A 24,296-nucleotide genomic window follows, 5' to 3' on the forward strand; every position below is an offset into this window, starting at 1 on the left:
ATGACCGCCACCAAAGTGAACCAGAAAGAGATCAACGATATCCTTTTCAAGGCGTGCGACACCTTCCGGGGCATCCTCAACGCCAGTCAGTACAAGGATTATATCCTGGCGATGCTTTTCGTGAAGTACCTCTCGGACGTTTACCGCGAGCGGTATGACGAGTTGAGCCAGCAGTTCAAGGGCGACAAGGAGCGCATCGAACGCCGTCTGGCCAGGGAGCGTTTCGTCATGCCGGCAGGGTGCACCTTCTATGACCTTTTCGATCAGCGCAACGCCACCAATGTGGGCGAGGTCATCAACACCACCTTTGAGAAGATCGAAGATGCGAACCGTGCCAAGTTGCAGGGCGTCTTCCGCAATATCGACTACAATTCCGAGGCGAATCTCGGCAAGACCAAGGACCGTAACCGCCGTCTGAAAAAGTTCCTGGAGGACCTCAACGATCCTCGCCTGGACCTGCGGCCGTCGCGGGTGGGCAATCTGGATGTCATCGGCAATGCCTATGAATATCTCATCGCCAACTTCGCCGCTGGTGCGGGCAAGAAGGCCGGGGAATTCTACACGCCGCCGGAGGTCTCGGAGCTGATCGCGGAACTGGTCGATCCCCAGCCCGGCGAACGAATCTGCGATCCCGCCTGCGGTTCCGGCTCGTTGCTCATCAAGTGCGGCAACAGGGTCCGCCGGACGTCCGAGGATTTTTCCCTGTACGGGCAGGAGATCAACGGCGAGACCTGGGCGCTCGCCAAGATGAACATGTTTCTGCATGGCATGGACCGGGCCAGGGTGGAATGGGGCGACACCCTGCGTGAACCCAAGCTGATCGAGGACGACACCACCATGAAGTTCGAGGTAGTGGTGGCGAATCCGCCTTTCTCCCTCGACAAGTGGGGCTACAAGACAGCCCAGAGCGACCCCCATAACCGTTTCCACCGCGGCCTGCCGCCGAAGTCCAAGGCGGATTACGCCTTCATCTCACACATGATCGAGACCACCACCCTGGAGTCCGGGCGGGTAGGCGTGGTCGTGCCGCACGGCGTACTTTTCCGGGGCGGCGCGGAAGGCAAGATCCGGCAGCAACTCATCGAGGAAAACCTTCTGGACGCGGTCATCGGCCTGCCCGCGAACCTGTTCTTCGGCACGGGCATCCCGGCGGCCATCCTGGTGTTCAAGCGCAACCGGCCCGACAAGGATGTCCTGTTCATCGACGCAAGCCGGGAATACGCCGACGCCAAGAACCAGAACAAGCTGCGCCCCGAAGATGTCCGAAAGATCGTGGACACGTACAAGGCCCGCGAATTCGTGGACAAGTACGCCTATGCCGCCGGGTTCGATGAACTCAAGGAGAACGATTTCAACTTGAACATCCCCCGCTATGTGGACACCTTCGAGGAAGAGGAAGAAGTGGACATCGCCAAGGTGCAGGGCGAAATCGAGGAACTGGAAAAGGAATTGGCCGAAGTCCGCAAGGAAATGGCCGGATACCTGGAAGAGCTGGGGGTGCTGTAATGACCAGGGAGCGAGGCGTCGAGAAGGCGCACCATCTGACCTTTGAACAATTGAAGCTTCAGGACGAGAACGGCGATGATTTCTGGCTTGCCCGCCAGTTGTCGAAGGTGCTTGGCTACGGGGAATACCGCAACTTTCTTCCCGTCATAGAAAAAGCCAAGACGAGCTGTGAAAGCAGCGGCCAGCGGGTGTCCGATCATTTCGTGGAGGTCCACGAGATGATCACCCTGGGCAAGGGGGGGCAGAGGGCCATGGAGTCGTATGCCCTCAGCCGTTACGCCTGCTACCTGATTGTGCAGAACGCCGATCCTTCGAAGCCGGTCATCGCCAACGGGCAGACCTATTTTGCCATCCAGACCCGTCGGCAGGAACTGGCTGATGACGAGTCGTTCCAGCAGCTCAAGGAAGAAGAGAAGCGGCTGTTTTTGCGTGAGGAGATGAAGGAGCACAACAAGCAGTTGGTGAAAGCCGCTCATCAGGCCGGGGTCGAATCCAATCTTGATTTCGCCATCTTCCAGAACCACGGGTACAAGGGGTTATATGGTGGCCTCGACGCCAAGGGCATCCATCGGCACAAGGGGCTGAAAAAGAGTCAGAACATCCTCGACAACATGGGCAGCACGGAACTCGCCGCCAACCTGTTCCGTGCCACGCAGACCGAGGAGAAGCTACGGCGCGAGAACATCCGGGGCAAACAAGCGGCCAACCAGACCCATTTCGAAGTCGGCAAAAAGGTCCGCCAGACGATCAAGGAATTGGGCGGAACCATGCCCGAGGAACTGCCCGTGCCGGATGAGGATTTGGCAAAGGTCGCCCGACGGGTAAAGGCTGCGGAAAAGAAGGCGCTTGAAACCAAGGGAAAAGAGGAGGAATGACATGCAGCATCACTCGGTGTCTTCAAGAGCGATCAGGTCCATCGGTTATGATGAGGTCTCCATGACAATGGAAGTAGTCTTTCGATCTGGATCAACTCGGTACCGTTTTTGTGGTGTGCCGAAATCCGTTTTTACCGCCTTTTTAAATGCCGGTTCAAAAGGATCATATTTCCATAGGCATATTAAAGATCATTACCACTGTTAGACTGATCGTAGTGAGTAAATGGTAAATATTTCAATATCAGCATGGGTATAGCGATGGTTTTTAAGTCCACCCCTTGGCCATTAAAGATGGTCTCTTCGCAGGGACAAGTGCAAGCAGGTCGTCAACGCTCTCCTCATTTTGTTGAGGGTAAGATGAGGTGTTATCTTAGAGTTGCCAATGTATTCGATGGGTTCATCGACACCTCGGATATAAAACAAATGCCCTTTTCAGATAAAGAATATGAAATCTATAAGTTAGCCCAGGGGGACATACTCCTTAATGAAGGGCAAAGCCTTGAGCTTGTTGGCCGCCCAGCAATATATGCAGGAAAACCTGCAAGCTGCTGTTTTCAAAACACTTTAGTACGTTTTCGACCAGGGCCAGAATGTGATCCTAAATATGCTTTGCAGCTTTTTCAGCTTTGCCTTCAGATTGGTGTTTTTGCATCCATAGCAAGTCAGACGACTTCGATAGCACATCTAGGAGTTAAACGTTTTTCCCGGTTAAAGCTTCCTTTCCCACCGAAAAAAGAGCAACAGGCCATTGCCACAATTTTGTCCACCTGGGACCGTGCCATCGAGAAGGCCGAGGCCATAATCGAGGCCAAGGAGCGGCGGAAAGCGGGACTCATGCAGCGGCTCCTGACGGGCAAGGTGCGGTTCGGGGAATTTGTGAAGTCCCAGGCACGGCAGAAGACTAAGTCTTACGACCTCCCAGAGGACTGGGGGTATCCGACCATCGGGGATATCGCTGTGGCGGTATCGCAGAAGAACGGAACGAAAACCTCGCTCCCGGTGCTTTCCTGCACCAAACATTCTGGCCTCGTCGATTCCCTGGCCTACTTTGGAAAGCAGGTCTTCAGCAAGGACCTGTCCACCTACAAGGTTGTTCCGAGAGGGGCCTTCGCCTACGCGACGAACCATATTGAAGAGGGGTCCATCGGATATCAAGACCTTCATGACAAAGCCCTGATCAGCCCCATGTACACGGTCTTCAAAACATCGGGTGTCGTTCACGACGGTTTTCTTTTCAAGTTGCTGAAGACCGAATGGTACCGCCACATATTCCAGACCCGGACAAGCGCATCGGTGGATAGGCGAGGGAGTCTTCGTTGGAAGGAATTTGCCAAAATCCACATCCCGCTGCCAAGCATGGAAGAACAGGGAAAGATCGCCGAAGTCCTCGACAAAGCCGAACAGGAAATCGAGGAGCACCGCAACCAACTCACCGCCCTCAAGGAACAGAAGAAGGGTCTCATGCAGCAGTTGTTAACCGGGAAAGTGCGGGTGAAGGTGTCATTATTATGATTTCTGACAACAGGAAGGAGGAATAAATGCTTTCGTTCCAAGAAGCACTTCAACGGGCTGAAAACAAAAAACATCTACTGCTTGGCAACGGATTTAGCATCGCGCTCAAGCCGGATATTTTTCGATACGACACGTTGTTTGAACAAGCCGATTTTTCCGGGAACGAACATTTGCGGGGAATCTTTTCAGCGCTCGGCACAACGGATTTTGAAGAGGTGGTGAAAACCTTGGAGTCGGGGGCGAAGGTTTTGCCCCATTATTTGGGACCAACACCTGGCGTCGATGCGCAAATGCAACAGGACGCTCTCCGAATCAAAGAGATTCTGGTCACGACCATCGCCAACAAGCACCCCGAACGCCCTGGGGATATCTCGTTTGCGGAATATGAAGCCTGCAAGCTTTTTCTGGGCAACTTCCTCGGCTCCGGCGGCAAACTCTACTCGTTGAATTATGACATCCTGCTGTATTGGGTTTTGATGAACAGCGACCTGCCAAACAACGACGGGTTCAAAAACGATCCCGATGACCCCGACGCTGTTTACGTGGTCTGGGACAGGGGGGATTCACGGGGTCAAAACGTGTATTTCCTGCACGGCGGTCTTCATCTTTTTGATGCTGGTCACCAAATCCAGAAAAACACCTGGGTCCGTTCAACTGTCCCCCTGATAGACCAGGCCCAAGAGGCGGTCGCTGCAAACAAGTTTCCGCTTTTTGTGGCGGAAGGCACTTCCCAGCAGAAAATGAAGAAAATCCAGCATAGCGCCTATCTTCATAAGGGGTTGCGAAGCCTTGCCGAAATTTCAGGGTCGATCTTCACCTATGGTGTTTCTTTTTCAGAGAATGACGAACACATCCTCCGGACCATTGAGATGGGCAAGGTGAAATCCATATTCGTCGGATTGTATGGGGATGAAAACAGCGAATCCAACCAGCGTATCCGTTCTCGGGTGGACCAGATGGTTTTGCTTCGGAGAGATAGCCCAAGACGAAACGACTTGGCCGTTTTCTACTTCGATTGTGCAAGCGCCGCTGTATGGGGGTAATCCAGAGTGAAAGCGAAAGAGACCGTCGAGTTTTTGAAAAAGAGTTTACCGGCAGTATTCATCATTCATTACTCTTGCCAGAATCTGAATGACGCAAATGAAGGGTACTCGCCGCGGGTGACATCTATCGCTGTGCTGCACATCGATAGCGATACGATGCATAGTTTTTCCATTCACCTCATCGCGGAAATCGAAGGCATTGCGAGAGACAATATCTCTGACCATTACGACGCGCTCGAAGCCAAGATGCTTGGCAAATTTTTTGCCTTTGTTGGTGCTCACCAAGATGCCTACTGGCTTCATTGGAATATGACCAATATCAATTATGGATTTGAAGCAATCGAGCATCGATACCGAGTCCTCACGAAGGAAGAGCCTCCCCATATTGAAGATTCCAGGCGATACAACCTGTCGGCATTGATACAGGCCATCTACGGGAACAAGTGTGTGGATGATCCCAAAATGTTAAAGCTCATGGAACTTAATGGTGGGAAAAAGCGTGATTTCCTTACGGGTCAAGAGGAAGTGCAGGCTTTTGTAAATAAGGAATATGTCAAACTTCATAAGTCTACGATGACGAAGGCATATTGGTTTAAGAGCATGTTCTTTCGATTGGCCAAGGGGAGGGTAAATACCCAGAGATCCAACTGGCGAGTGAAAATCAATCGCGCGACCGAACATTGGTTTGCAAAATTACTTGGATTTGTTGCCGTCATAGTTACGATTGTCCAAATTTTAATCCTCGCATTCCGAGCGGTTGGGACGGGGGGCTAGCAATGTTCGATTTCAAGGAATACGCCGCCTCCCAAGCCCCTGCCCTGATCCTGTTGGAGCAGATCGGCTACGAGTACGTTCCGCCCAACAAGGCCCTGGCCATGCGTGGGGGGCGCAAGTCCATGCCGGTCCTGCTGGACGTGTTGGAGGCCCGGTTGCGGGAGATGAATTCCATCTCCTTCAAGGGGCAGGAGCATGAGTTCTCGGATGCCAATATCGCGCGGGCCGTGCGGGAAATCGCTCAGGTGCCGTTCGACAGCCTGATCGCCACCAGCGAACAGGTCTATGACCTGCTCACCCTCGGCATCAGCCTGGAGCAGACCATCGATGGGTCCGTGAAAAGTCATTCCCTGAAATACATCGATTGGGAACACCCGGAAAACAACGTCTACCACGTTTGCGACGAATTCGAGTTCGAGCGGCGCCACTCCGATGCCGTCCGCCGGCCGGACATCGTGCTTTTCGCCAACGGCATTCCCGTAGCCATCATCGAGTGCAAGCGGCCCGACCAGCGCGGGGCCATCAAGGAAGGCATCAGCCAGCACCTGCGCAACCAGCGGGTCACGGAAATCCCGGAGTTGTACATCTACAGCCAGATATTGCTTTCAATCAGCCAGAATCGGGCCATGTACGCCACCACGGACACGGATGCGAAGTTCTGGTCGATCTGGAAGGAAGAGGACGCTGACGGCCAAAATGAAGCCCTGAGCGCCATCGTCAACACGCCCTTGGTCGAAGCGCAACGGTCCCGGCTCATGGCCGAGGCCACGGACGAACAGCGGGAAGCCCTGACACGTATCCTCACTTCCGGGCATCGCACCCCCACGCCGCAGGACAAGACCCTGCATTCCCTCCTGCGCCCGGAGCGGCTTCTGGAACTCATATACGGTTTCATCATCTACGACAGCCGCATCAAGAAAATCGCCCGCTACCAGCAATATTTCGCGGTCAAGGCCACGGTGGATCGGGTCACCGACGTCAAAGGCGACAGCCGCCGGAGGGGCGGGGTCATCTGGCATACCACGGGATCGGGCAAGTCGCTGACCATGGTCATGCTTGCCAAGGCCCTTGCACTCGATCCCCGCATCAAGAATCCCAAGGTGGTCATCGTCACCGACCGCATCGACCTGGACAACCAGATTTCCAAGACCTTCAAGGCGTGCGGCAAAGACGTGGTCCAGGCCCGGACCGGGGAACACCTGCTCAAGCTCATTGCCGGGGAACGTGCCTCCATCGTTACCACCATCATCGACAAATTCGAGACCGTGGCCAACAAGCGCACCAAGGACGAGGACCGGAACATCTTCGTGCTGGTGGACGAAAGCCATCGCAGCCAATACGGCCAAAGCCATGCCAAGATGCGCGTGGTCTTCCCCAACGCCTGCTATATCGGCTTCACGGGCACGCCGCTCCTGAAGAAGGAGAAGAGCACGGCCGACCAGTTCGGCGGTTTCATCCACAAATACACCATGAACCAGGCTGTCCAGGACCGGGCCGTGGCCCCGCTCAGGTACGAAGGACGCATGAGCGAACTGCACGGGGACGATGCCGAGTTGGACAAGTGGTTCGATCGTATCACCGAGGGGCTGACTCCAGAGCAGAAACGCGACCTTAAAAAGAAGTTCAAGCAGGCCGAGCAGCTCTTTTCCGCCGAGTCGCGTATCGCCGAAGTCGCCTATGACATCGCCCAACATTTCAAGCAGTTTTGCAAGGGGACCGGCAAGAAGGCCCAGTTCGCCGTTGCCAGCCGTTCGGCGGCTTTGGCTTACCTGCGGTGTTTCGAGGAACAGGACGAAGTCTCCGTGGCCGTGGTCATGTCTTCCCCTGACAGCCGAGAGGGGAACACCTCCACCGATGAATCCAAGATGCCCGAGGTGCAGGTGTTCTGGAACGACATGATGCGCCGGTACGGCAACGAGAAGCAGTATCTCGAAAGCATCATCAACGCATTCAACCACAATGACGATCCCGAAATCCTGATCGTCATCGACAAGCTTCTAACCGGGTTCGACGCGCCCCGGAACAGCGTCCTTTACCTGGACAAGAACCTCAAGGAGCACAACATCCTTCAGGCCATCGCCCGGGTGAACCGTTTGTGGGACGGCAAGGATTACGGCCTGGTGGTGGATTACCGGGGCATCTTCGGAGCCTTGAATGAAGCCATCGACACCTATGCCGCCCTGGAAAAGGAAGGGTTCGACCGGGCCGACATCGAGAACACCATTCTCGACGTCAGCGGCGAGATCGAACAGCTCAAGGCCAGGCATGCCAATGTCTGGGAGATTTTCAAGGAAGTCGGGAACAAGGCGGACATCGAGGCCATGCAACTGGCCCTGGAACCGGAAGACATCCGGGAGCGATTTTACGACGCCCTGCGCCTTTTTGCCAACACCCTGCAACTGGCGCTGAGCAGCGCGCGGTTTCTCGACAATACGCCCGAAAAGACGATCCGCCGGTACAAGGCCGATTTGAAGGATTTCCTGAACCTTCGCAACGCCGTCAAGCATCGGTTCGGCGAGGCCGTGGATTACTCGGCCTACGAGCAGCAGCTCAAGAACATGGTCAGCAAACACATCGGAGCGGATGCCGTGCAGGAGGTGGTCGCCCCGGTGGATATCTTTGCCGTGGACGCCTTCGAGCAACAGCTGGAGCTGATCCAGGGGGATGCCGCCAAGGCCGATCACATCGCGGCCAGGGTGAAGAAAACGATCACCGTTCGGATGGACGAGGACCCGGTCCTCTTCAAACGCCTGTCGGAAATCATCAACGAAACCATCAGCAGCCATCGTGCGCACCGGCTTTCCGATGCCGAATATCTCGGCAAGATGCGGGGACTGCTGGATGACTTGCAACAGGGGGAACGTGGCAACCTGCCGCCGTCCCTCAAGGGCAAGGACGAAGCCGCCGTTTACTTCGGAATCCTGGGGGAAATGCTGGAAGGGCAGATCGCTGAAGCTTCCTTGCCCCAGATGGCGATATCCATAGACGACGCCGTAACATCCAGGAAAATCAGGGATTGGAGCGACAATATTGATATTGTCAACGAAATGAAGAACGATATTGAAGACGTTTTGTATGACGCTTCGGAATCATTCGGTGTAACATTCCCCGGCGAAGTGATAGATGCTGTCATCGACAAATTGATTCTTGTTGCCAAGAGACGTGACCTTGCCTGATTTGCCCGCCCGCGGTTCCGTGCATTACGGGACCACCAGAATCGATTACTCCATCCGGCCAGCGACCAGGAAGACCTTGGCCATCCATGTCTTCCCTGATGGTTCCGTCGTCACGGATGCGCCTCGGACGGCGACCGAAGATGAGATAGCGGCCAAGGTGAAAAGCCGGGGAGCATGGGTCCTTAAGCAGCAGAGGATCTTCGCGGCCTATCCCCCGGCCATCCCGGCCAGGCGATATGTCTCCGGCGAGGAAGTCAGGTATCTGGGACGGCAATATCGGTTGAAGCTGCTGGTTGGTCTCGAACGTTCAGCCAAGCTCAAGGGAGCGCATCTGGAAGTGACCCTCCTGGCCCAGGATGGCGCAGATGTGGCCAAGAAACTGGTGGATGCCTGGCTTCGTGATCGGGCGGATGCGATTTTCCATTCCCTGATGGGATCGTGTGTGGAAAGGGCCTCTGGGGTTGGCATGAAAACCGTTCCAGAGTGGCGAATGCTTCGGATGCTGAAGCGTTGGGGAAGCTGTACCAATAGCGGTACGATCATCCTGAACCCCGAGCTCGTCGCAGCGCCGAAGGATTGCATCGAGTACGTGATTTCCCACGAACTTTGCCATTTGCGTGTCAGGAACCACTCGGCAGCGTTTTATAGGCTGTTGTCCCGAGTCGTCCCAAAATGGGAACACCTTAGGATGAAGTTGAATCGGGCAGTTGAGCTTCGTCTCGAATATTGATGCAGAATATTCGGATCGCTATTTAACATATCGAATAGGTGCCCAGTTGTTGTAGAAAAGATCGCACTACCTAATGGTCTAATCCCTAGGAGTTGTCTCCAGGGACGTACATTTTTATTTGATTGTTTTCGAATACAAATTTTCCATCCGGTTCACGAACGCCGGCTGGTAGCTGCGCCACTTCTGATTGCAGTTCTCTCGCAGCTCTGTGAACATCTTTGAATTTGGGTTCCACCATGTTTTCGAGGAATTGAATTGTTTTATGCTTAATTTCCCCCTTGAGGCCGGACACGTCCCGTTTCAATTTTTTGATGTCCTGAAGGTGAGCTTCTGAGAGGTTACAAAGAGAAACAACTTCATCCGTCAGCAACTCTCTTGTCCGGTCGAACGCATCAAAAGCAGCCACTATAGAGACAGCGCCATCCTTTTTATCAATATCAACCCCTTCTATTTTCATGGGATTATTCCCACCATTTGCGATCAAGTTGGCATTGTAGTTCACCACACTCATAAGTTTTTTCAATGCATATCGCATAGCATTCCCATCGTTAACGAGCCCATTAATATTGCGCATATTTTGGTAATGGGTGGAAAGGCTTGAAGCATGAATTTTAACATTACGCATTGACGAATCGATGATTTCAGCAGACAACCTCATCCGGTTTATTTCGCTTTGAACAGCTAACAACTGGTAAGATTCACGAATACTTTTTGCGTTCTTTTCAATTCTTTCGTCATGCTCAGATAGTCTGGATTCCATGTCGACAGAGGGAAGGTTGACAAAATCAGGGGCACACGCATCGCTATTTGGGTCCCCACTGCAGTCGTCCATGACCCTTTTTAATCGGTCGTATACGATTACAGTTCTCTCATCAGAGATTATTTCGTAGACTTTTTTTACGACTTTCTTGACTGCTGATCCGATCGTTTTGATCCCATCCCAGAGATCGGAGAACATTCCCATAGGTCCCTCACAAAAATGCAATAGATTGGCTTTCCGACGATTGGCGATAGCGAGTGTCGCTCAAATCTGAGGCACGTGAAACATAAATTAGTACCAGTTAGTCGTAATAATAGATCCAAGTCAATGGCTGTGCCCGGTCATGAAGAAATGGTCCAAGAATATTTACTTTTCCCCTAGAATCCTGTCCCATGCTGCAATGTGGTTTCGGAATCCGTACTCGACCATCTCGAATTTCCTGCCCATTTTTTTGGCTGCAACCCCAAGCGTTCCGGTGCCAGCGAAGGGATCAAGAATGGTGTCGCCTTCTTTGCTCAATGCGGCAACCAGATCTTCGACCACTTTCAGTGGTTTTTGTGTGGGATGAAGGGCTTTTTCGCCTTTTTTCTCTGACCACTCTTCGTCGGGGTCAGGCATCAGCCGTTCTTTCCCCGATGTTTTCCCAGTGACCATATGATTTTTGTAGTATTTTTGATCATCGAAAAATGAGTCTTCCGAGCACGCATGCAACCCAAGTTCGAAGCTCTCCTGAAACATACCCTTGTTGAACCCGACAGAGTCGGGCTTGCACCAGGCAAACTTGCGCAGTTTAGGGAAGTAGCGCGAAAGCTCCCGATACCAATCGCCGAATTGAAAATCCGAGCAAAATACAAAGACATTGCCGCCAGGTTTCAGAACACGATGGAATTGATAAGCCAGAACGTCGATCCGCAGCTTTTTGCAATCCCAATCCTTGCCGGCAATTCCGATCTCGTAAGGTGGGTCTGTGATTATGGCCTCGTACCTGTGAGCAGGGCAATTCCCCAAAAATAGAAATGCGTCATTGTTGTGAATGTCGCCATCTTTAGACGACGAGGTTGCCCCAAGATGGTCTTGTTTCCGTAAATCAATCACGAGTCACCTGCCACCGGTTCCCCATATGTTGGCTTTTGGTTCTTCAAGATAAATTCCCGCATTCGATCAAGCGATTTTGAGCTCAGTCCCGGATTGAGAATTTTGCGGCGTTTGGCTCGTAGTTTCGCGTCGTTCGTCGAGTGGCACTGATCGGCTGCATGGGCCATTTCCGGGTCATTTTCCAGTATGCTCATGAGCGCCCGATAAGTGTCGTTGTGCATGGCGACGAGAACAATTCGAACGAACTCCGGCACAGGAAGATCATAGGCTAGGGAGAAGTCCAGTACCCGATCCAGCGGAATCGAAGCGTTCCCCTTTTCAATCTGGGATATAAACGAGCTGGTGCACCCCAACTTCTGGGCGACCCATCTGAGGGGCTTGCCCTGAGCCTCCCGCACAATCTTCAGATAAAGCCCGACTTCTTCCTTCAGCAATTGTTCCGGGGTCTTCACAGGGGTGAGGTCAACGACATCATCTTCAGCCATGGTTAATCAACCACCTTGTTAACAGGATTAAGCAACTAGTTACTTAGCAAGGTTAATAAATAAGTTGATAATCAGTAGCAAGGGTTTTGTTACTTCTTGGGGTGGATGCGTGAGCAGGGACATGAGAATATCCCTTGAGCCGGAGTCGAACCCGCCATCCCTCTCACCGTCGCCTGCGGTAATCACGGCGCAAGTAAAGTCGTCGGGGCAAGGCCGGACCGCGAAGCGTCCGCCCGCAGGGCTTGCCTTGCCCCGGCGGCTGCTTGCGTCACGCTCGCGGCAAAATGGGTGGGAGGGGCAGAAACCCTGCCGCCGGAGCTTGCGCGAAGGTTTTGCGGCGTCATAGGGTGGGGTATATCCACCGGATAATTCCGTAACCCAAAGGAGGTGAAACGCACTTACCGCGCGTCATAAGTTCACGACGTTAGTCTGAACTGATGACGCATGAAGAAGCCTTGAGCTTCAACGATCCACGCGCCGTTTTCCAAACAAACGGCCATTTCAGAATCCAAACACGCAGGCTGTAACGCAGCACCCGCCGATGGTGGAATGGCAAGTATCTACGCTTGTCATTGCCGCACTTCCCCTACGGCTGCCATCCAATCCGCAAGACGTACGCGCTTGCGGGGCAGCACCCCTTATTGACTGGGTCTTCCGGAATCTTCTTCCAATGGGAAACGGGCATTCATTCTTCCCTTAGCTGGTGATGCGTGGCGGGTTTACCGCCACAGGCAGGTCTTTCCCGGCTGACGGGAAAAGTCCGATCTGCTTGGTCCCGGGGCACTGCCCCGAACCTTTAACGGAAGGAGAATTCCAATGGGAAAATCCGACAGCCTCAAGTTTGCGGCGAACCGGGCAACTTTGTCCGGGCCAAAATCGAAACAACACCGAATCCGCCAGACGGCCCGCCATTTCGTCGATGTTTTGCGCCAGGCGAACATGGGGGTCGAGAAGTGGACCAAGGTGACAAACAGGCACTTCCAGAGCGTGGCGGACACCATGCGTGCGGACGGCGTGGGCGACGGCAGGATTGCCGAAGTCTTCACCGCTGCCCGCCACGTCTGCCGAGCCTACGAGAACGACAATATCAGCAATAGCAACGCGACCTTCGGGGTGCGGCGCGGCTCCATCGCCAATCAGGCGTCCCGCGCGGTCATCCCGGATATGGTGAAAGAATCCCTGGCCAGCATGCGGAACGACGCGTCGTTCCGGCATGCCGGCCGGGCGGCGGCTCAGATCGAGCTGATGTATGAGCTCGGGCTGCGTCGGGAAGAATCAGCCAAGCTGGACCTGCCCAACGATTGGGACCGGGAAAACCATAGCCTTCTCGTTCAGTACGGGACAAAGGGCGGCAGGCCTCGGACCCTGCATGGTCTGTCCCGGCAACAGGAAGCGGCTCTTGAACGAGCCGAGGAATACGTGTCCCCCTCCAACAGGAAGGGTCTCCACAACCTCATGCCCGAGGGCATGGGCGACAACTGGCTGCACCGGCTGGACTATGCGGCCAGGAAACACGGCCTTGCCGGTAAGAATGCCGGAGGAACCTTGCACGGTCTTCGGCACGAAAGGTTTCATCAAATGTATGTGAATCACGCGGGCTTTGAGCCGCCCAACCAGCACGAGAGCGTGCAGGTGTTCCAGGAGGCAGCCCAGGCAACGGTCGGGGACGAATGGCCCCGGCTTGACAACGAAGCGCGAGACGCCATCGAGGAAGCGGCAGGGCATTCCCCCGGTCGCCGTGACATATCGAACGCCTATCTGGGCAGTTCCTATTAGATGCGGCCCCGCCATTTCTTGGCGGGGTCGTTTTTTTATTCTTTTCCCCCTCCAGCCGTTTGACTTTGCACATGCCGGGAGTGTTGAACTGGTGTGTTGAGCGTCAGGATGTCCGGCTCGACGAAACCGGTTGAAGGTCGTGAACGTGGATAGTGTGTTAACGGTTAAACAAGTTGCCCAGCTTTTGGGAATTTCCGAAAGCCTTGTCAGGCGTCGCGATATGAAGGTTCGTTTGAAGGCCTTCATTGTCGGAACGCGTGGAATCCGCTTCCTTCGGGAAAACGTGGAGGCTTACCGGGCACGGAACACCGTTGGGGAATCGGACCAGCCAGACGATATCCCCATGCCTAAAAAACGGCAGCGGAAGAATTTGACCGACAAACACAAGCTATGGCAGCGTGAATCCCGGTAAGCGGCCTTCCCTATTAAGGAGAAAGGACAATGCCTTACAAGGAAAAAAGACGGTGGCGTGGGTCCGTGCGCTTTACGCCATCCGACGGTTCGCCTCAGATCAGGCGCACCCAGCTCTTTGACAAGATGAAAGACGCGGAAAAATGGGAAAACAAGACCCGAGAAGCCTTGGAGCTCGCGGATGCGGAAAAACGAAAGGACATGCATCGCGTGGGCCTGGAAGTCCTGGTCGGGGATTGGGCGAATGCCTACATGGATTACGCCACGGCCACTTGGTCGAAGGGAAGCTGCTCGGATAAGCGCCTTGCGTTTCGGCGTTTGTTCGAAATGACGGTGCGTCCCAATCAGTTGGTTCATGAGATCACCCCGGTGATGGCCCTGAACCACCTGAGTCGGCTCAAGCAGCAGACCACGGGAAACACGGCCAATCGGGACCGGAAAAACCTTGCCGCCGCCTGGAAGTGGGGTGCGCGGTATTTGGGAATGGACAAGACGAATCCGTTCCGATCCGTGGACAAGTTCCCCGAGCAGCGCCACCCGAGGTGGGTTCCGCCCCTTGAGGACTTCCGCAAGGTCGTGGATGTGGCAACGCCCTTGCAACGGCAACTGCTTCTGCTGGCGTTCCACACGGCTGCCCGCCGGGGCGAATTGTGGAAGCTCAAGTGGTCGGAAGTCAATCTGGCCACGGGCATGATCGGTTTCTGGACCAACAAGCGCAGAAGCGGGAATGCCGAGTTCGATGAGTTGCCCATCTCGGGCATGCTCAGGGCGCACCTTGCCGAATGGAAGTTGATATCCAGGGATGAGGAACTGGTGTTCGGAAGCCGGTTCGAAGGCCTTCTGGACATCAATAACCGCTGGCTGCGGCGGCTGTGCGCCGATGTTGGCGTGAGGAACTTCGGTTATCACGGAATCCGCCACCTGTCCGCCAGCATCGCCATCCATAACGGGGCGACTATCGTGGAAGTGCAGCAGTTGCTGCGTCACAAGTCCATTGCGACGACCCAGCGGTACATCCACAAGGTCAAGAAAAGCACCGGCGCGGTGGATGCCCTGGACGCGGCCTGGCGTGATGACGGGGACAGGGAACCGCCCGCCCTGAAGTTGGTCCGGTGATGCTGACGTGGCACTCGAGCCACGCGGACGAGCCACGCAAACAAGAAACGGGTTACGGCATTCACCGTAACCCGTTGATTTGTCTTGGCGTCCCCAAGGGGGTTTGAACCCCTGTTGCCGGCGTGAGAGGCCGGAGTCCTAGGCCACTAGACGATGGGGACGCATTTTGGTGGGTCGTACTGGGCTCGAACCAGTGACTCTCTGCTTAAAAGGCAGATACTCTACCAACTGAGTTAACGACCCATGACCCTTCAGGGAAGGTATGAGTATCTATTTGGCTTTCTGGTGTCAAGCATATTCTGTAACTTCGGAGGAATATGGATTTCTCTTTGCAACCGCTCGGAATGTCTGTAGATAAAAAGTTTTTCTTGCAAAAATATTCTGTCGTGCTATGATCCCGCTCCCCATTAGAAATGGGAATCAAGCCACCAAGGAGCACACATATGACACGAAAAGACCGTACCGAGGGAATCTATTCCCGCCGCGAGGTGCTCGACGAGTCCGAGCGCAGGCAATACTGCCAGTTGCAGTTGAAGGAGTTGCTCTCCTATGCCTACCGTTACTCCGAGGACGTCAAGAAGCGGTTCGACCGCGCTCAGTTCAACGTGGACAAGTTCCGCACTCTGAACGACCTCAAGCATATCCCCATCATTAAGAAGAAGGAACTCATCTTTCTCCAGTCCATGGGGCCCCGTCTCGGCGGGTTGCTGACCAAGGATCTGGGCGAGCTTCAGCGCGTCTTCCTCTCCCCCGGCCCGATCTTCGATCCCGAGGACCGCTCCGAGGACTATTGGGGGTGGACCGAAGGCTTCTATGCCGCGGGCTTCCGCTCCGGCGACCTGGCCCAGATCACCTTCAACTACCACCTGGCTCCGGCCGGGCTGATGTTTGAAGAGCCCCTGCGCAACCTGTCCTGCGCCGTGGTGCCCGCCGGGCCCGGCAACACCAACTCCCAGATCGAAATCATGCAGAAGCTGCGTGTCACCGGCTACGTGGGCACTCCCAGCTATCTCATGCACCTGGCCCAGAAGGCCGAGGAAGCGGGCCTGTCTCTGCGCAAGGACCTGTTCCTCGAAGTGGCCTTCGTCACCGGCGAAAAGTTCTCCGAGAAGATGCGCTCCACCCTGGAGAAGAAATTCGACTGCATCATGCGCCAGGGCTACGGCACTGCGGACGTGGGCTGCATCGGCTACGAATGTTTCCACAAGTCCGGCCTGCACCTGTCCAACCGCGCCTATGTGGAAATCTGCCATCCCGACACCGGCATCCCGCTCAAGGACGGCGAGGTCGGCGAGATTGTGGTTACCGCCTTCAACCGGACCTATCCGCTCATCCGGCTGGCCACGGGCGATCTCGGCTATCTGGACCGCGCCCCGTGCGCCTGCGGCCGTACTTCCCCGCGCCTGGGCGGCATCGTCGGCCGCGTGGATACCACCGCGCGCATCAAGGGCATGTTCGTCTACCCGCATCAGGTGGAGCAGGTCATGGCCCGGTTCGAAGAGGTCAAGCGCTGGCAGATCGAAGTCACCAACCCCGGCGGCATCGACGAGATGATCCTGTCCATCGAGGCGGGCCAGTTCAACCAGGAGGACGAACTCCTCCACCTCTTCCGCGAGAAGATCAAGCTGCGCCCCATCCTCAAGGTTCTCGCCCCCGGCACCCTGCCCCCGCAGATCCGGCCCATCGAGGACAAGCGCACCTGGGATTAACCATCCATCAAAGCTCATAAAAAAACCGCCCGACGAATCCGTCGGGCGGTTTTTTTGATGCCTCTGCCCCCCCCCCCAGAACGTTTTGTCGCCGCTTTCGCGGGGGCGGAGCACGGTATGTCGTGCCGCTCCGCACACAGGTTTCCCGACCCGTTGATGTGCTTTTGCGGAGAAGCACGCTCTGTCGTGTCCAGCCCCGCGAAGCGGTGCCAAGAAGTTTAGGAAAAGGAGGGGATGGGGGTCCGGGGGAAGGGGAGGAAACAACCCTTTCCAAAGGGTTTTTCCTCCCCTTCCCCCGGCCGCCGGAGGCTGCTCCCCCTACGCGGGTTGGCGGAGCATCTCCTCGGGAAGGCCGAAGACCTTGGGGGTGAAACGGACGTACCATGCGGCGGACTGGACCTGGACGATATAGGCCATGGCGATGACCAGGGCGGCGTCCGAGCCCTGCGTGCCGAAGGCGTTGATGGCGATGGCGAGCGCGATGGACAGATTGCGCATGACCGAGCCGTAGACCAGGGCGATGGCGTCGCCGCGCGGCAACATGGATTTGCCGATGACCGTGGAGAGCAGGAAGTTGAAGCCGTAGAGCAGGATGAGCGGCACGAGGATGTCCAAAAGCACGCCGGGCGCGGCCGCGATGGTTCTGGCCTTGAGGGCCAGGGCCACGAACACGATGCCGAGCACGCCCACGGTGGACAACCCCGGGAATTTCGGGCCGATATCGCGTTGGAACGTCTGTTGGCCGTAGCGTTTCACCAGGAATCTTTGGGTCAGGTAGCCCAGGGCCATGGGCAGGAAGACGATGAACAGGATTTGCCGGAACACGGCGGCCAACTGCATCTGGATGGCCGTGCCCATGAGGAGCTTCACATAGAGCGGGGTGGCCAGGGATCCGACAATGAGCCCGATGACCGTCATCTTGACCGCGGCGGACATGTTTCCCTTGGCGAATCCGGTCCAGGAGATGGTCATGCCGCTGGTCGGCACCAGTCCGGCCAGGAGCAGGCCCAGGGCCATGTACGGATTGTCCCGGAAAAAGAGGAGGCCTACGGCGAAAGTCAGGAAGGGGATCAGCCCGAAGTTGATGAGCTGGGTCAGGATTTGCGCCTTGCCGTCGCCCCCCTCAAAGACCTTGCGGACCTTGAGCGTGACCATCATGGGGTAGACCATGAGGAAGGTGAACGGGATGATCGCGGTCTTGAGCCAGCCGGTATCCGCCCACAGCCCGTAGGCGAAGCCGACGACCATCATGGCGGGGATGGCGTAGATCAGGTTTTTGGTCAGTTTCTGCAATATGCCGAACATGGATACTCCTTGCGCGTTGATTATTCCTGGCCCGACCCGGCCATCTCGGTCTCGCGACATTCGGGGTCGGAACAGCAGGGAGCCTCGCCGTCCCGGTAGACGACCACCCCATTGCGCACGGGTTCGACGATGAACCGTCTGGAACATTCTTCGCAATTGACGTAGAAAGAAGCGTAACCGTCGAATTCACCCGCCTCCCGGCCGGCATTGCAATACGGACAACGGATGGTTGCACTCATGGGGGACCTCCTTGTTTTTGCTTGTTCTTACCCCCAAAATAGGCACCTGTCGGACCCTGCGCATTGATCTCGATCAACCCTCAGCCTTTTTCCCCGGGAATTGTCATGCAGCCCATCGACCTCAGAAACGAAATCAGCGCCTTGCCCATCTTCGCTCGGCTCGAAGACGCCCAGCTCGACCGCCTGGCCTCCCATGCCGAGGTCCTGCGTTTTCCCAAACGCTCCCTTTTCTTCAGCGAGGACAACGCCGCCCGGGGGCTGCACGTGCTCTTGTCCGGGCAGGTAAAACTCTTCCGCCTGGCCGAGGACGGCAAGGAGCAGACCATTTTCGTGTTCGGCCCTGGTGAGCCGTTCTGCCTGTGCTCCACCTTTTCCGACGGCAAACTGCCCGCCAATCTCGGCGCGCTTGAGGACAGCCGCGTCCTGTTCATCCGTCCCGCGGAGTACGAACGCCTCGTGCGCGAAGACCCGTCCATCCTCCTGACCATGATGCGGGTCATGTCGCGGCGGCTCAAGGACGCCATGGACATGATCGACTCCCTGTCCCTCAAACAGGTCCCTTCGCGGCTTATGGCCTACTTCGAAAGTCGCCACCAGGGCGGCCGCGTGACCCTGGACCTCTCCCAGCGCGAACTCGCCAAGATCATCGGCATCACCCCGGAAGCGCTTTCCCGCACCCTGCGCAAAATGACCGACAGCAACGACATCATCATGGACGGCAACGATATCATCCTTCCTCATCTGGAGGCCTAGGACGACCTCCCCGAGGGGGGGGGAGCCGAAGCACAACCCCGATTCCAGCCTGGGAGCCTTTTGCGATTGAAAAAGGTTCCCAGGACTCCCCAAAACGTTTTGGGCGTCTTTGGCAGGGGCGAGCGGAGAGGGTTGCGCGGATTGTCCGGGCGGAGAGCATGGGGGTGACGCGGCAGGGCGACGCCTTGCCCGCGGAGACGCCCGTCCGGCGAAGGCTCTCTTTTGGGAGAGAGCGCCGGAGGCGTCATTCCTTTGGGAGGGGGAACCGGGTTATCCCAATCTTCTGGCGAATTCCGAGACGATGATGGCCCCGGCCTGGGCGACGTTGAGGGAGTCGAATTCCCGCTGGAAGGGGATGTGGAGGCTGTGGTGGGCGAATTTGGCGACGCCGGGCCGGATGCCTTTTTCCTCGTTGCCGAGGATGAGCACGGCGGGTGTGTGAAGGGTGGCGGTATAGACGTTTTCGGAGTCGGAAGTCATGCGGGCGCAATAGAGGGTATAGTCGTAGTTGACGCAGTCCTTCATGGCGTTGGCGAGATTGCCGACCTTGGCCACGGGCAGTTTGTTCAGGGCTCCCGCCGAGGAGCGTACGGCCCCGGCCCCGATGTAGGCGCCATGGTGTTGGCAGACGATGAGGCCCGCGCCGCCCAGGGCGTGGACGGTACGGGCGAGCACGCCGACGTTGCCGGTATCCTGGACCTGGTCCAGGGCGACGATCAGCGGCAGGGGGGCCTGCGGGGCCTGTTCCAGGAGCTGTTCGAGGGGCGTATAGTCGAGGGCGGCGCAGCGGGCGGCCACACCCTGGTGGTTGCCCCGGAACATGTAGTCCAATTCCTTTGCCGAGACCGATTTGTAGGGCACCTGGGCGGTCCGGCAGATTTCGAGGATTTCCTCCATGGCCTGGTCGCGCCGGCCCTTGCGGAAGGCGACGAAATCCACCTTCTGCGGGGAATCCAGCAGCAGCTCTTTGACCGGTTTGTTGCCAACTACGTAGATTTTAGAGTCTTTTTTTGTCCGGTCATGGTCTTGCATTCTCGAATCCTTATGATAAACACGGAAAAATGTTGCACATGGTTGCGTTCGACAAAGGGGTCTAGTAGGCGTTTATCGCTCCTATTGCAATCCATGGCAAGGTGGGCTAGCTGGAAGCCTTGCGCAACCGGCACTCATGATTTTTTCTAGACTTTTCAAAGCCGGGCTTATCTGATAATGGTGTGCCGAAGTCGGAGGATCGCTTGAGAGTTAACAACTATACATATTTACTTGCGGTGAGCCTGCTCATCGCAAGTCTGGCCGCAGGGTGTGCGCCCAAGACGCCCCAGGACGCGGCCCCACCCGTGGCGGAGACCACCGAGAACCTCGTGCCGGATGATGCCGAGGCGCTCGAACCCGAGATCGAAGCCGCGCCCGAGGTGGCTCCCGGTGAGGACCTGACTCAGACCGAGCAGGCCGTGCTTAACCAGCGTTTCGGCCTGTTGTTCGACCTGGAGCCCCACGAGAACGAGGAAGTCGAACTTTTCTTCACCTACTACAACCACAAGGCGCGCAAGACCATGGAACGCTGGTTGCAGCGTTCCCAGCCGTATCTGCCCTACGTGCGCCGGGTCTTCACCCAGTATGGGCTGCCCCAGGACCTGGTCCTGCTCCCGTTCGTGGAATCCGGCTACAACGTCCGGGCCTATTCCTGGGCTGGCGCGGGCGGCATGTGGCAGTTCATGCGCGGCACGGGCAAGCTGTACGGGCTCAAATCCGACTGGTGGATCGACGAGCGTCGCGATCCCTACAAAGCCACGGACGCCGCCGCCCGGCACCTGCGGGACCTGTATGACAAGTTCGGCGACTGGTATCTGGCCCTGGCCGCGTACAACGCGGGCGAGGGCAAGATCTCCCGCGCCCTGAAACAGGCCAACTGCGACGACTTCTTCGAACTGACAGAAAAGAACCGCAAGCTCTCCCGGCGCACCCGGCTGAAACAGGAAACGCGCCACTACGTGCCGAAGTTTATCGCCATTTCCAAGATCTTCCAGAACCTCGATACCCTGGGCTTTGAGCCCGTGTCCTGGGATATGGAATACGACCTCACCAAGGTCGAGGTGCCCGGCGGCACCGATCTGCTCGCCCTGGCCCGGGCGGGCGGCATGACCTGGTCGGAGTTCCACGACCTGAACCCCGCCTTTCGCCGTCAGGTCAGCCCTCCGCACATGGAGGCCGTGGCCTACCTGCCCGTGGACAAGGCCGACAAGATGCTCGCGTACCTGGCCGAGCCCGGTTCCCGGCCGTATGCGGGCTACACCCGCTATCGCGTGCGTTCCGGTGATTCCTGGTGGGTCATCTCCCGGCGCTACGGCGTGCCCATCAACGTGCTCAAGAGCGTGAACAACACCCGTTCCAACGCCTTGCACCCCGGCCAGTACGTCATGGTCCCCGGCCGCGGGTCGAGCAAGACCGCCGTGGCCGCCGCGGCGTCCGATTCGTCCTCGTCCACGGCCCAGACCCGCGCCATCGCCGCCAAACGCGGCAACTACGTGGTCCGTTCCGGCGACACCCTGTGGACCATCGCCCAGACCTTCAACACCACGGTGTCCACCCTCAAGAAGTCCAACGGGCTGCGTTCCAGCCGCCTCAAGGTCGGCCAGAAGCTCTACATCCCCAACAGCACGGACGCGGCCACCAAGCAGGCCGTCAAGGACGCGGGCAAAGTCAAGACCCAGCTCGTTCACTACAAGGTCCGGCGCGGCGACAACCTCTATTCCATCTCCCGCAAGTTCGGCGTCAAGGTTTCCGACCTCTGTCATTGGAACGCCATCAGCACCAAGACCACCATCTACGCGGGCCAGCAGCTCAAGGTCTACGTCCAGTAGCCGCGATATGCGCATTCAAAAAGTCCCGTCCGGCGCAATGTGCCGGACGGGACTTTTTTTGCGCCCTCCATCTCGCTTTTTCGCATATCCCGCGTTGCTTCGCGGAGAAGGGCGAACGGCGTAAAAGCCTCCCGGCCCGGTGACGGGTCGAACGCCTTTTGCTCGATGGGGGGCGGCGCACGGCCGCGCGCGGGTCGCTAGATGATTTCGGCGCCGCTCAAGACCGCGACGAACCGTTTGAAGACGCCCATATCGACGTTTTCGCGCATCTCGTTGCGGATGAGGGAAAGGGCCTCGTAGGGCTCCATGGCCTCGGCGTAGGGGCGGTCGGTGGTCAGGGCGTCGTAGATGTCGGACAGGGAAATGATCCGCACGGGAACGGGCACGTTGTCGCCCATGATGCCCGCCGGGTAACCGGAACCGTCGAGGGTCTCGTGGTGGAACAGGATGCAGTTGATCGTATTCTGGGTCATGGGCAGGTGCGCGCACATGGACACGCCATGCACCGGATGTTCCTTGACGATTTCGCGCTCGGAGGTGGTCAGCGGGCCGCGTTTGTTCAGGATGCGCTTGGGAATCTTGGCCTTGCCCACGTCGTGCAGCAGCGCCCCCAGGCCGTATTCGAAGACCTCGGTCTCGGTCATCTCGTAGGTGTGGAACAGGGCCACGGAATAGACGAACACCTGCATGCAATGGGTGTACGTCTTGTAATCGTGCGAGATGAACGGCGCCACGGCGGACAGGGAATTGTCCTTGGCCAGGAATTTGATCGAGTTGCGCACGATTTCGGTGATGCGGTCGAAATGTCGCGCCCGCAGGGCGCTCGGCAACTTGCGGTCGAACACGTCCTGCATGACCATGGTCGAGGCCTCGAAGAATATCCGCGAACGGGCATCGATGGGCAGCGTCTCGTCCAGCAGGATTCGACCCAGGTTGCACTCGATGTATTTTTCATATTCCGCCCGCTCCGCGCCCTGGACGTATACTTCCTCGATCCCGTTTTGGTGCAGGGCCTGGCGGTGGCGGTTGGTGAATTTCTGGCCGGAAGCGGTGTAAAGGACAAAGTCCCCGCCTTGCCAGAGATAGACGGAAAAATTCCCCAAGGCTTCCGGAAACAGCATCACCGGAGAAACGGGAAAGTAGGATACCGGCCGAGCGGCGCGGGAGTTTGTATCCATTTCCCGGTTTCATATAATATTCACTGGATGATTGCTAGCGAAAATCGGGAAAACGTCTAGAGCATAAAGACTTGTCGATTCCGCGCGCAATGCCCGTGCCGCATCGCTTGCCAGCCGCTATTCCGAAGCCGTACGGTCCAACGGGTTTCTTGTACAAATAAGCGGAACGTGCTACTGTCGGCCATATCTTTATCCAGGAGCCCCCCCCGCATGAAAAGACTCGTGACCCTCTGCCTGCTGCTTCTCTCCGCCTCCGCCGCCTGGGCCGGGACCCCCCTTCGCTTCGCGACGAATGAGGACCTTGCGCCCTACTCCATGGTCATTGACGGGGTGCCCACCGGCATCGACGTGGATGTTTTCACCGAGGCCGCCCGTCGGGCCGGATTGGATATCGAAATCAAGGCCTATCCCTTGAAAACCGTCCTCGCCATGGTCCGGGACGGCCGGTGCAGCGGGGCCATCACCCTGTTCCGCAACGCCGAACGCGACGGCTACGCCTTGTTCCTGGACTCCGCCCCGGTTCATTACAGCGATTACGTGCTCTTCACCAAGGTCGGCGACCGCTTTCCCTTCAATGGATACGACGATCTGAAGGGCAAGGTCATCGGCCTGACCGTCGGCCTGGATCTCGGCCCGGAGTTCGCGGCCGCCCGCGCCAAGGGCGACATGCTCGTCAAGGAGTACCCCGACCAGCGCGCCATCCTCGCCGGGCTGCTCGGCGGTGAAATCGACGCCTTCGCCGGGAACATCGACGTCACCTACTACCGCCTCAAGGACATGGGCCTGACCAGTTCCGTGGTCTACCTCCCCCACAAGCTTTTGACCGACAAGCCTTCCTACGCCGTGCTCTCCCGGGCCGCCAACCTCCCTGACGGGGACGGCATCGCCCAGGCCCTGGAAACGGCCCTCGACCAGATGAATCGGGACGGCACCTACAACACCATCGCCCGCCGCTACCTGCTGCGCTTCTAGCGCCTCAGGCAAGCGAGACG

General features: G+C 57.0%; 22 protein-coding genes and 2 tRNA genes. 15 read left to right on the forward strand and 9 right to left on the reverse strand.

Translation table 11 applies throughout. The features are described from left to right. From J0909_RS12350 to J0909_RS12385, 8 genes are read left to right on the forward strand one after another with little or no spacing between them, the layout of a single operon-like run. Positions 1 to 1,506, forward strand: coding sequence for a type I restriction-modification system subunit M (locus J0909_RS12350; protein ID WP_207263261.1), 1,506 nt, complete (start codon positions 1 to 3; stop codon positions 1,504 to 1,506). Beyond that, positions 1,506 to 2,381 carry a DNA damage-inducible protein D gene (dinD, locus tag J0909_RS12355; protein WP_207263262.1) on the forward strand — a complete coding sequence of 292 codons (876 nt, stop codon included), beginning with the start codon at positions 1,506 to 1,508 and terminating at the stop codon, positions 2,379 to 2,381. Before J0909_RS12350 ends, dinD begins: the two co-directional genes overlap by 1 nt. A 1-nt stretch (position 2,382) precedes the next feature. Continuing rightward, on the forward strand, positions 2,383 to 2,586 hold the full coding sequence (locus J0909_RS18560) for a KTSC domain-containing protein (RefSeq protein ID WP_071545329.1): 204 nt from the start codon (positions 2,383 to 2,385) through the stop codon (positions 2,584 to 2,586). Positions 2,587 to 2,627: 41 nt separating this feature from the next. Then, complete coding sequence (locus J0909_RS12365; RefSeq protein ID WP_207263263.1) at positions 2,628 to 3,893, forward strand: restriction endonuclease subunit S; 1,266 nt, start codon at positions 2,628 to 2,630, stop codon at positions 3,891 to 3,893. A 26-nt stretch (positions 3,894 to 3,919) separates the two neighbouring features. Beyond that, entirely contained in the window at positions 3,920 to 4,936 is a 1,017-nt protein-coding gene (locus tag J0909_RS12370; protein WP_207263264.1) for a DUF4917 family protein, read from the forward strand. A 6-nt stretch (positions 4,937 to 4,942) separates the two neighbouring features. Further along, entirely contained in the window at positions 4,943 to 5,710 is a 768-nt protein-coding gene (locus J0909_RS12375) for a hypothetical protein (protein WP_207263265.1), read from the forward strand. A gap of 2 nt (positions 5,711 to 5,712) precedes the next feature. Continuing rightward, on the forward strand, positions 5,713 to 8,886 hold the full coding sequence (locus J0909_RS12380; RefSeq protein WP_207263266.1) for a type I restriction endonuclease subunit R: 3,174 nt from the start codon (positions 5,713 to 5,715) through the stop codon (positions 8,884 to 8,886). Then, the gene (locus tag J0909_RS12385) at positions 8,879 to 9,616 is read left to right on the forward strand and encodes a M48 family metallopeptidase (RefSeq protein ID WP_207263267.1); all 738 of its coding nucleotides are present in this window, start codon (positions 8,879 to 8,881) and stop codon (positions 9,614 to 9,616) included. Before J0909_RS12380 ends, J0909_RS12385 begins: the two co-directional genes overlap by 8 nt. A gap of 85 nt (positions 9,617 to 9,701) precedes the next feature. Here the strand turns inward: J0909_RS12385 and J0909_RS12390 are convergent, their stop codons facing one another. The 3 genes from J0909_RS12390 to J0909_RS12400 form a co-directional block, all read right to left on the reverse strand. Beyond that, a complete protein-coding gene (locus J0909_RS12390; RefSeq protein ID WP_066800320.1) occupies positions 9,702 to 10,580 on the reverse strand; it encodes a hypothetical protein in 879 nt (292 codons plus the stop codon). 162 nt (positions 10,581 to 10,742) lie between these two features. Beyond that, positions 10,743 to 11,471, reverse strand: a complete 729-nt coding sequence (locus J0909_RS12395; RefSeq protein WP_066800325.1) for a DNA-methyltransferase — start codon at positions 11,469 to 11,471, stop codon at positions 10,743 to 10,745. Then, on the reverse strand, positions 11,468 to 11,956 hold the full coding sequence (locus J0909_RS12400; protein ID WP_071545322.1) for a helix-turn-helix domain-containing protein: 489 nt from the start codon (positions 11,954 to 11,956) through the stop codon (positions 11,468 to 11,470). Before J0909_RS12400 ends, J0909_RS12395 begins: the two co-directional genes overlap by 4 nt. 816 nt (positions 11,957 to 12,772) lie before the next feature. On the opposite strand from J0909_RS12400, the gene J0909_RS12405 reads away from it, so the two are divergent. From J0909_RS12405 to J0909_RS12415, 3 genes are all read left to right on the forward strand, one after another. Beyond that, complete coding sequence (locus J0909_RS12405; protein WP_207263269.1) at positions 12,773 to 13,732, forward strand: integrase domain-containing protein; 960 nt, start codon at positions 12,773 to 12,775, stop codon at positions 13,730 to 13,732. A 154-nt stretch (positions 13,733 to 13,886) separates the two neighbouring features. Next, positions 13,887 to 14,144, forward strand: a complete 258-nt coding sequence (locus J0909_RS18565) for a helix-turn-helix domain-containing protein (protein ID WP_353616775.1) — start codon at positions 13,887 to 13,889, stop codon at positions 14,142 to 14,144. A gap of 29 nt (positions 14,145 to 14,173) precedes the next feature. Beyond that, positions 14,174 to 15,259: a site-specific integrase gene (locus J0909_RS12415; RefSeq protein ID WP_207263271.1), complete on the forward strand. Its 1,086-nt coding sequence runs from the start codon at positions 14,174 to 14,176 to the stop codon at positions 15,257 to 15,259. An 85-nt stretch (positions 15,260 to 15,344) separates the two neighbouring features. Here J0909_RS12415 and J0909_RS12420 read toward each other — a convergent pair. Both J0909_RS12420 and J0909_RS12425 read right to left on the reverse strand, forming a co-directional pair. Further along, positions 15,345 to 15,420 (reverse strand) — tRNA-Glu (locus J0909_RS12420). Positions 15,421 to 15,426: 6 nt separating this feature from the next. Next, positions 15,427 to 15,502: transfer RNA gene (locus J0909_RS12425), tRNA-Lys, on the reverse strand. A 200-nt stretch (positions 15,503 to 15,702) separates the two neighbouring features. Between J0909_RS12425 and J0909_RS12430 the strand changes: the two genes are divergently transcribed. Further along, positions 15,703 to 16,968 carry a phenylacetate--CoA ligase family protein gene (locus J0909_RS12430; protein ID WP_014322828.1) on the forward strand — a complete coding sequence of 422 codons (1,266 nt, stop codon included), beginning with the start codon at positions 15,703 to 15,705 and terminating at the stop codon, positions 16,966 to 16,968. A gap of 318 nt (positions 16,969 to 17,286) precedes the next feature. On the opposite strand, the gene J0909_RS12435 is transcribed toward J0909_RS12430, so the two are convergent. Then, the gene (locus J0909_RS12435) at positions 17,287 to 18,273 is read right to left on the reverse strand and encodes an arsenic resistance protein (protein ID WP_207263272.1); all 987 of its coding nucleotides are present in this window, start codon (positions 18,271 to 18,273) and stop codon (positions 17,287 to 17,289) included. A 20-nt stretch (positions 18,274 to 18,293) separates the two neighbouring features. Beyond that, complete coding sequence (locus J0909_RS12440) at positions 18,294 to 18,512, reverse strand: hypothetical protein (RefSeq protein WP_207263273.1); 219 nt, start codon at positions 18,510 to 18,512, stop codon at positions 18,294 to 18,296. 105 nt (positions 18,513 to 18,617) lie between these two features. Between J0909_RS12440 and J0909_RS12445 the strand changes: the two genes are divergently transcribed. Beyond that, positions 18,618 to 19,265, forward strand: a complete 648-nt coding sequence (locus J0909_RS12445) for a Crp/Fnr family transcriptional regulator (protein ID WP_207263274.1) — start codon at positions 18,618 to 18,620, stop codon at positions 19,263 to 19,265. A 270-nt stretch (positions 19,266 to 19,535) separates the two neighbouring features. Here the strand turns inward: J0909_RS12445 and J0909_RS12450 are convergent, their stop codons facing one another. Further along, positions 19,536 to 20,297 (reverse strand): TrmH family RNA methyltransferase, encoded by a 762-nt coding sequence (locus tag J0909_RS12450; protein WP_207263275.1) that lies wholly within the window; start codon positions 20,295 to 20,297, stop codon positions 19,536 to 19,538. A 203-nt stretch (positions 20,298 to 20,500) separates the two neighbouring features. On the opposite strand from J0909_RS12450, the gene J0909_RS12455 reads away from it, so the two are divergent. Further along, positions 20,501 to 22,126 carry a lytic transglycosylase domain-containing protein gene (locus J0909_RS12455; RefSeq protein ID WP_207263276.1) on the forward strand — a complete coding sequence of 542 codons (1,626 nt, stop codon included), beginning with the start codon at positions 20,501 to 20,503 and terminating at the stop codon, positions 22,124 to 22,126. 197 nt (positions 22,127 to 22,323) lie between these two features. Here the strand turns inward: J0909_RS12455 and J0909_RS12460 are convergent, their stop codons facing one another. Beyond that, positions 22,324 to 23,229, reverse strand: coding sequence for an HD-GYP domain-containing protein (locus J0909_RS12460; protein ID WP_286181987.1), 906 nt, complete (start codon positions 23,227 to 23,229; stop codon positions 22,324 to 22,326). Positions 23,230 to 23,514: 285 nt separating this feature from the next. Here J0909_RS12460 and J0909_RS12465 point away from each other — a divergent pair, with 285 nt between their 5' ends. Continuing rightward, positions 23,515 to 24,276 carry a substrate-binding periplasmic protein gene (locus tag J0909_RS12465; RefSeq protein WP_207263279.1) on the forward strand — a complete coding sequence of 254 codons (762 nt, stop codon included), beginning with the start codon at positions 23,515 to 23,517 and terminating at the stop codon, positions 24,274 to 24,276. Positions 24,277 to 24,296: the final 20 nt, after the last annotated feature.

Source organism: Desulfovibrio sp. Huiquan2017, from assembly GCF_017351175.1.
Taxonomy (GTDB): Bacteria; Desulfobacterota; Desulfovibrionia; order Desulfovibrionales; family Desulfovibrionaceae; genus Pseudodesulfovibrio.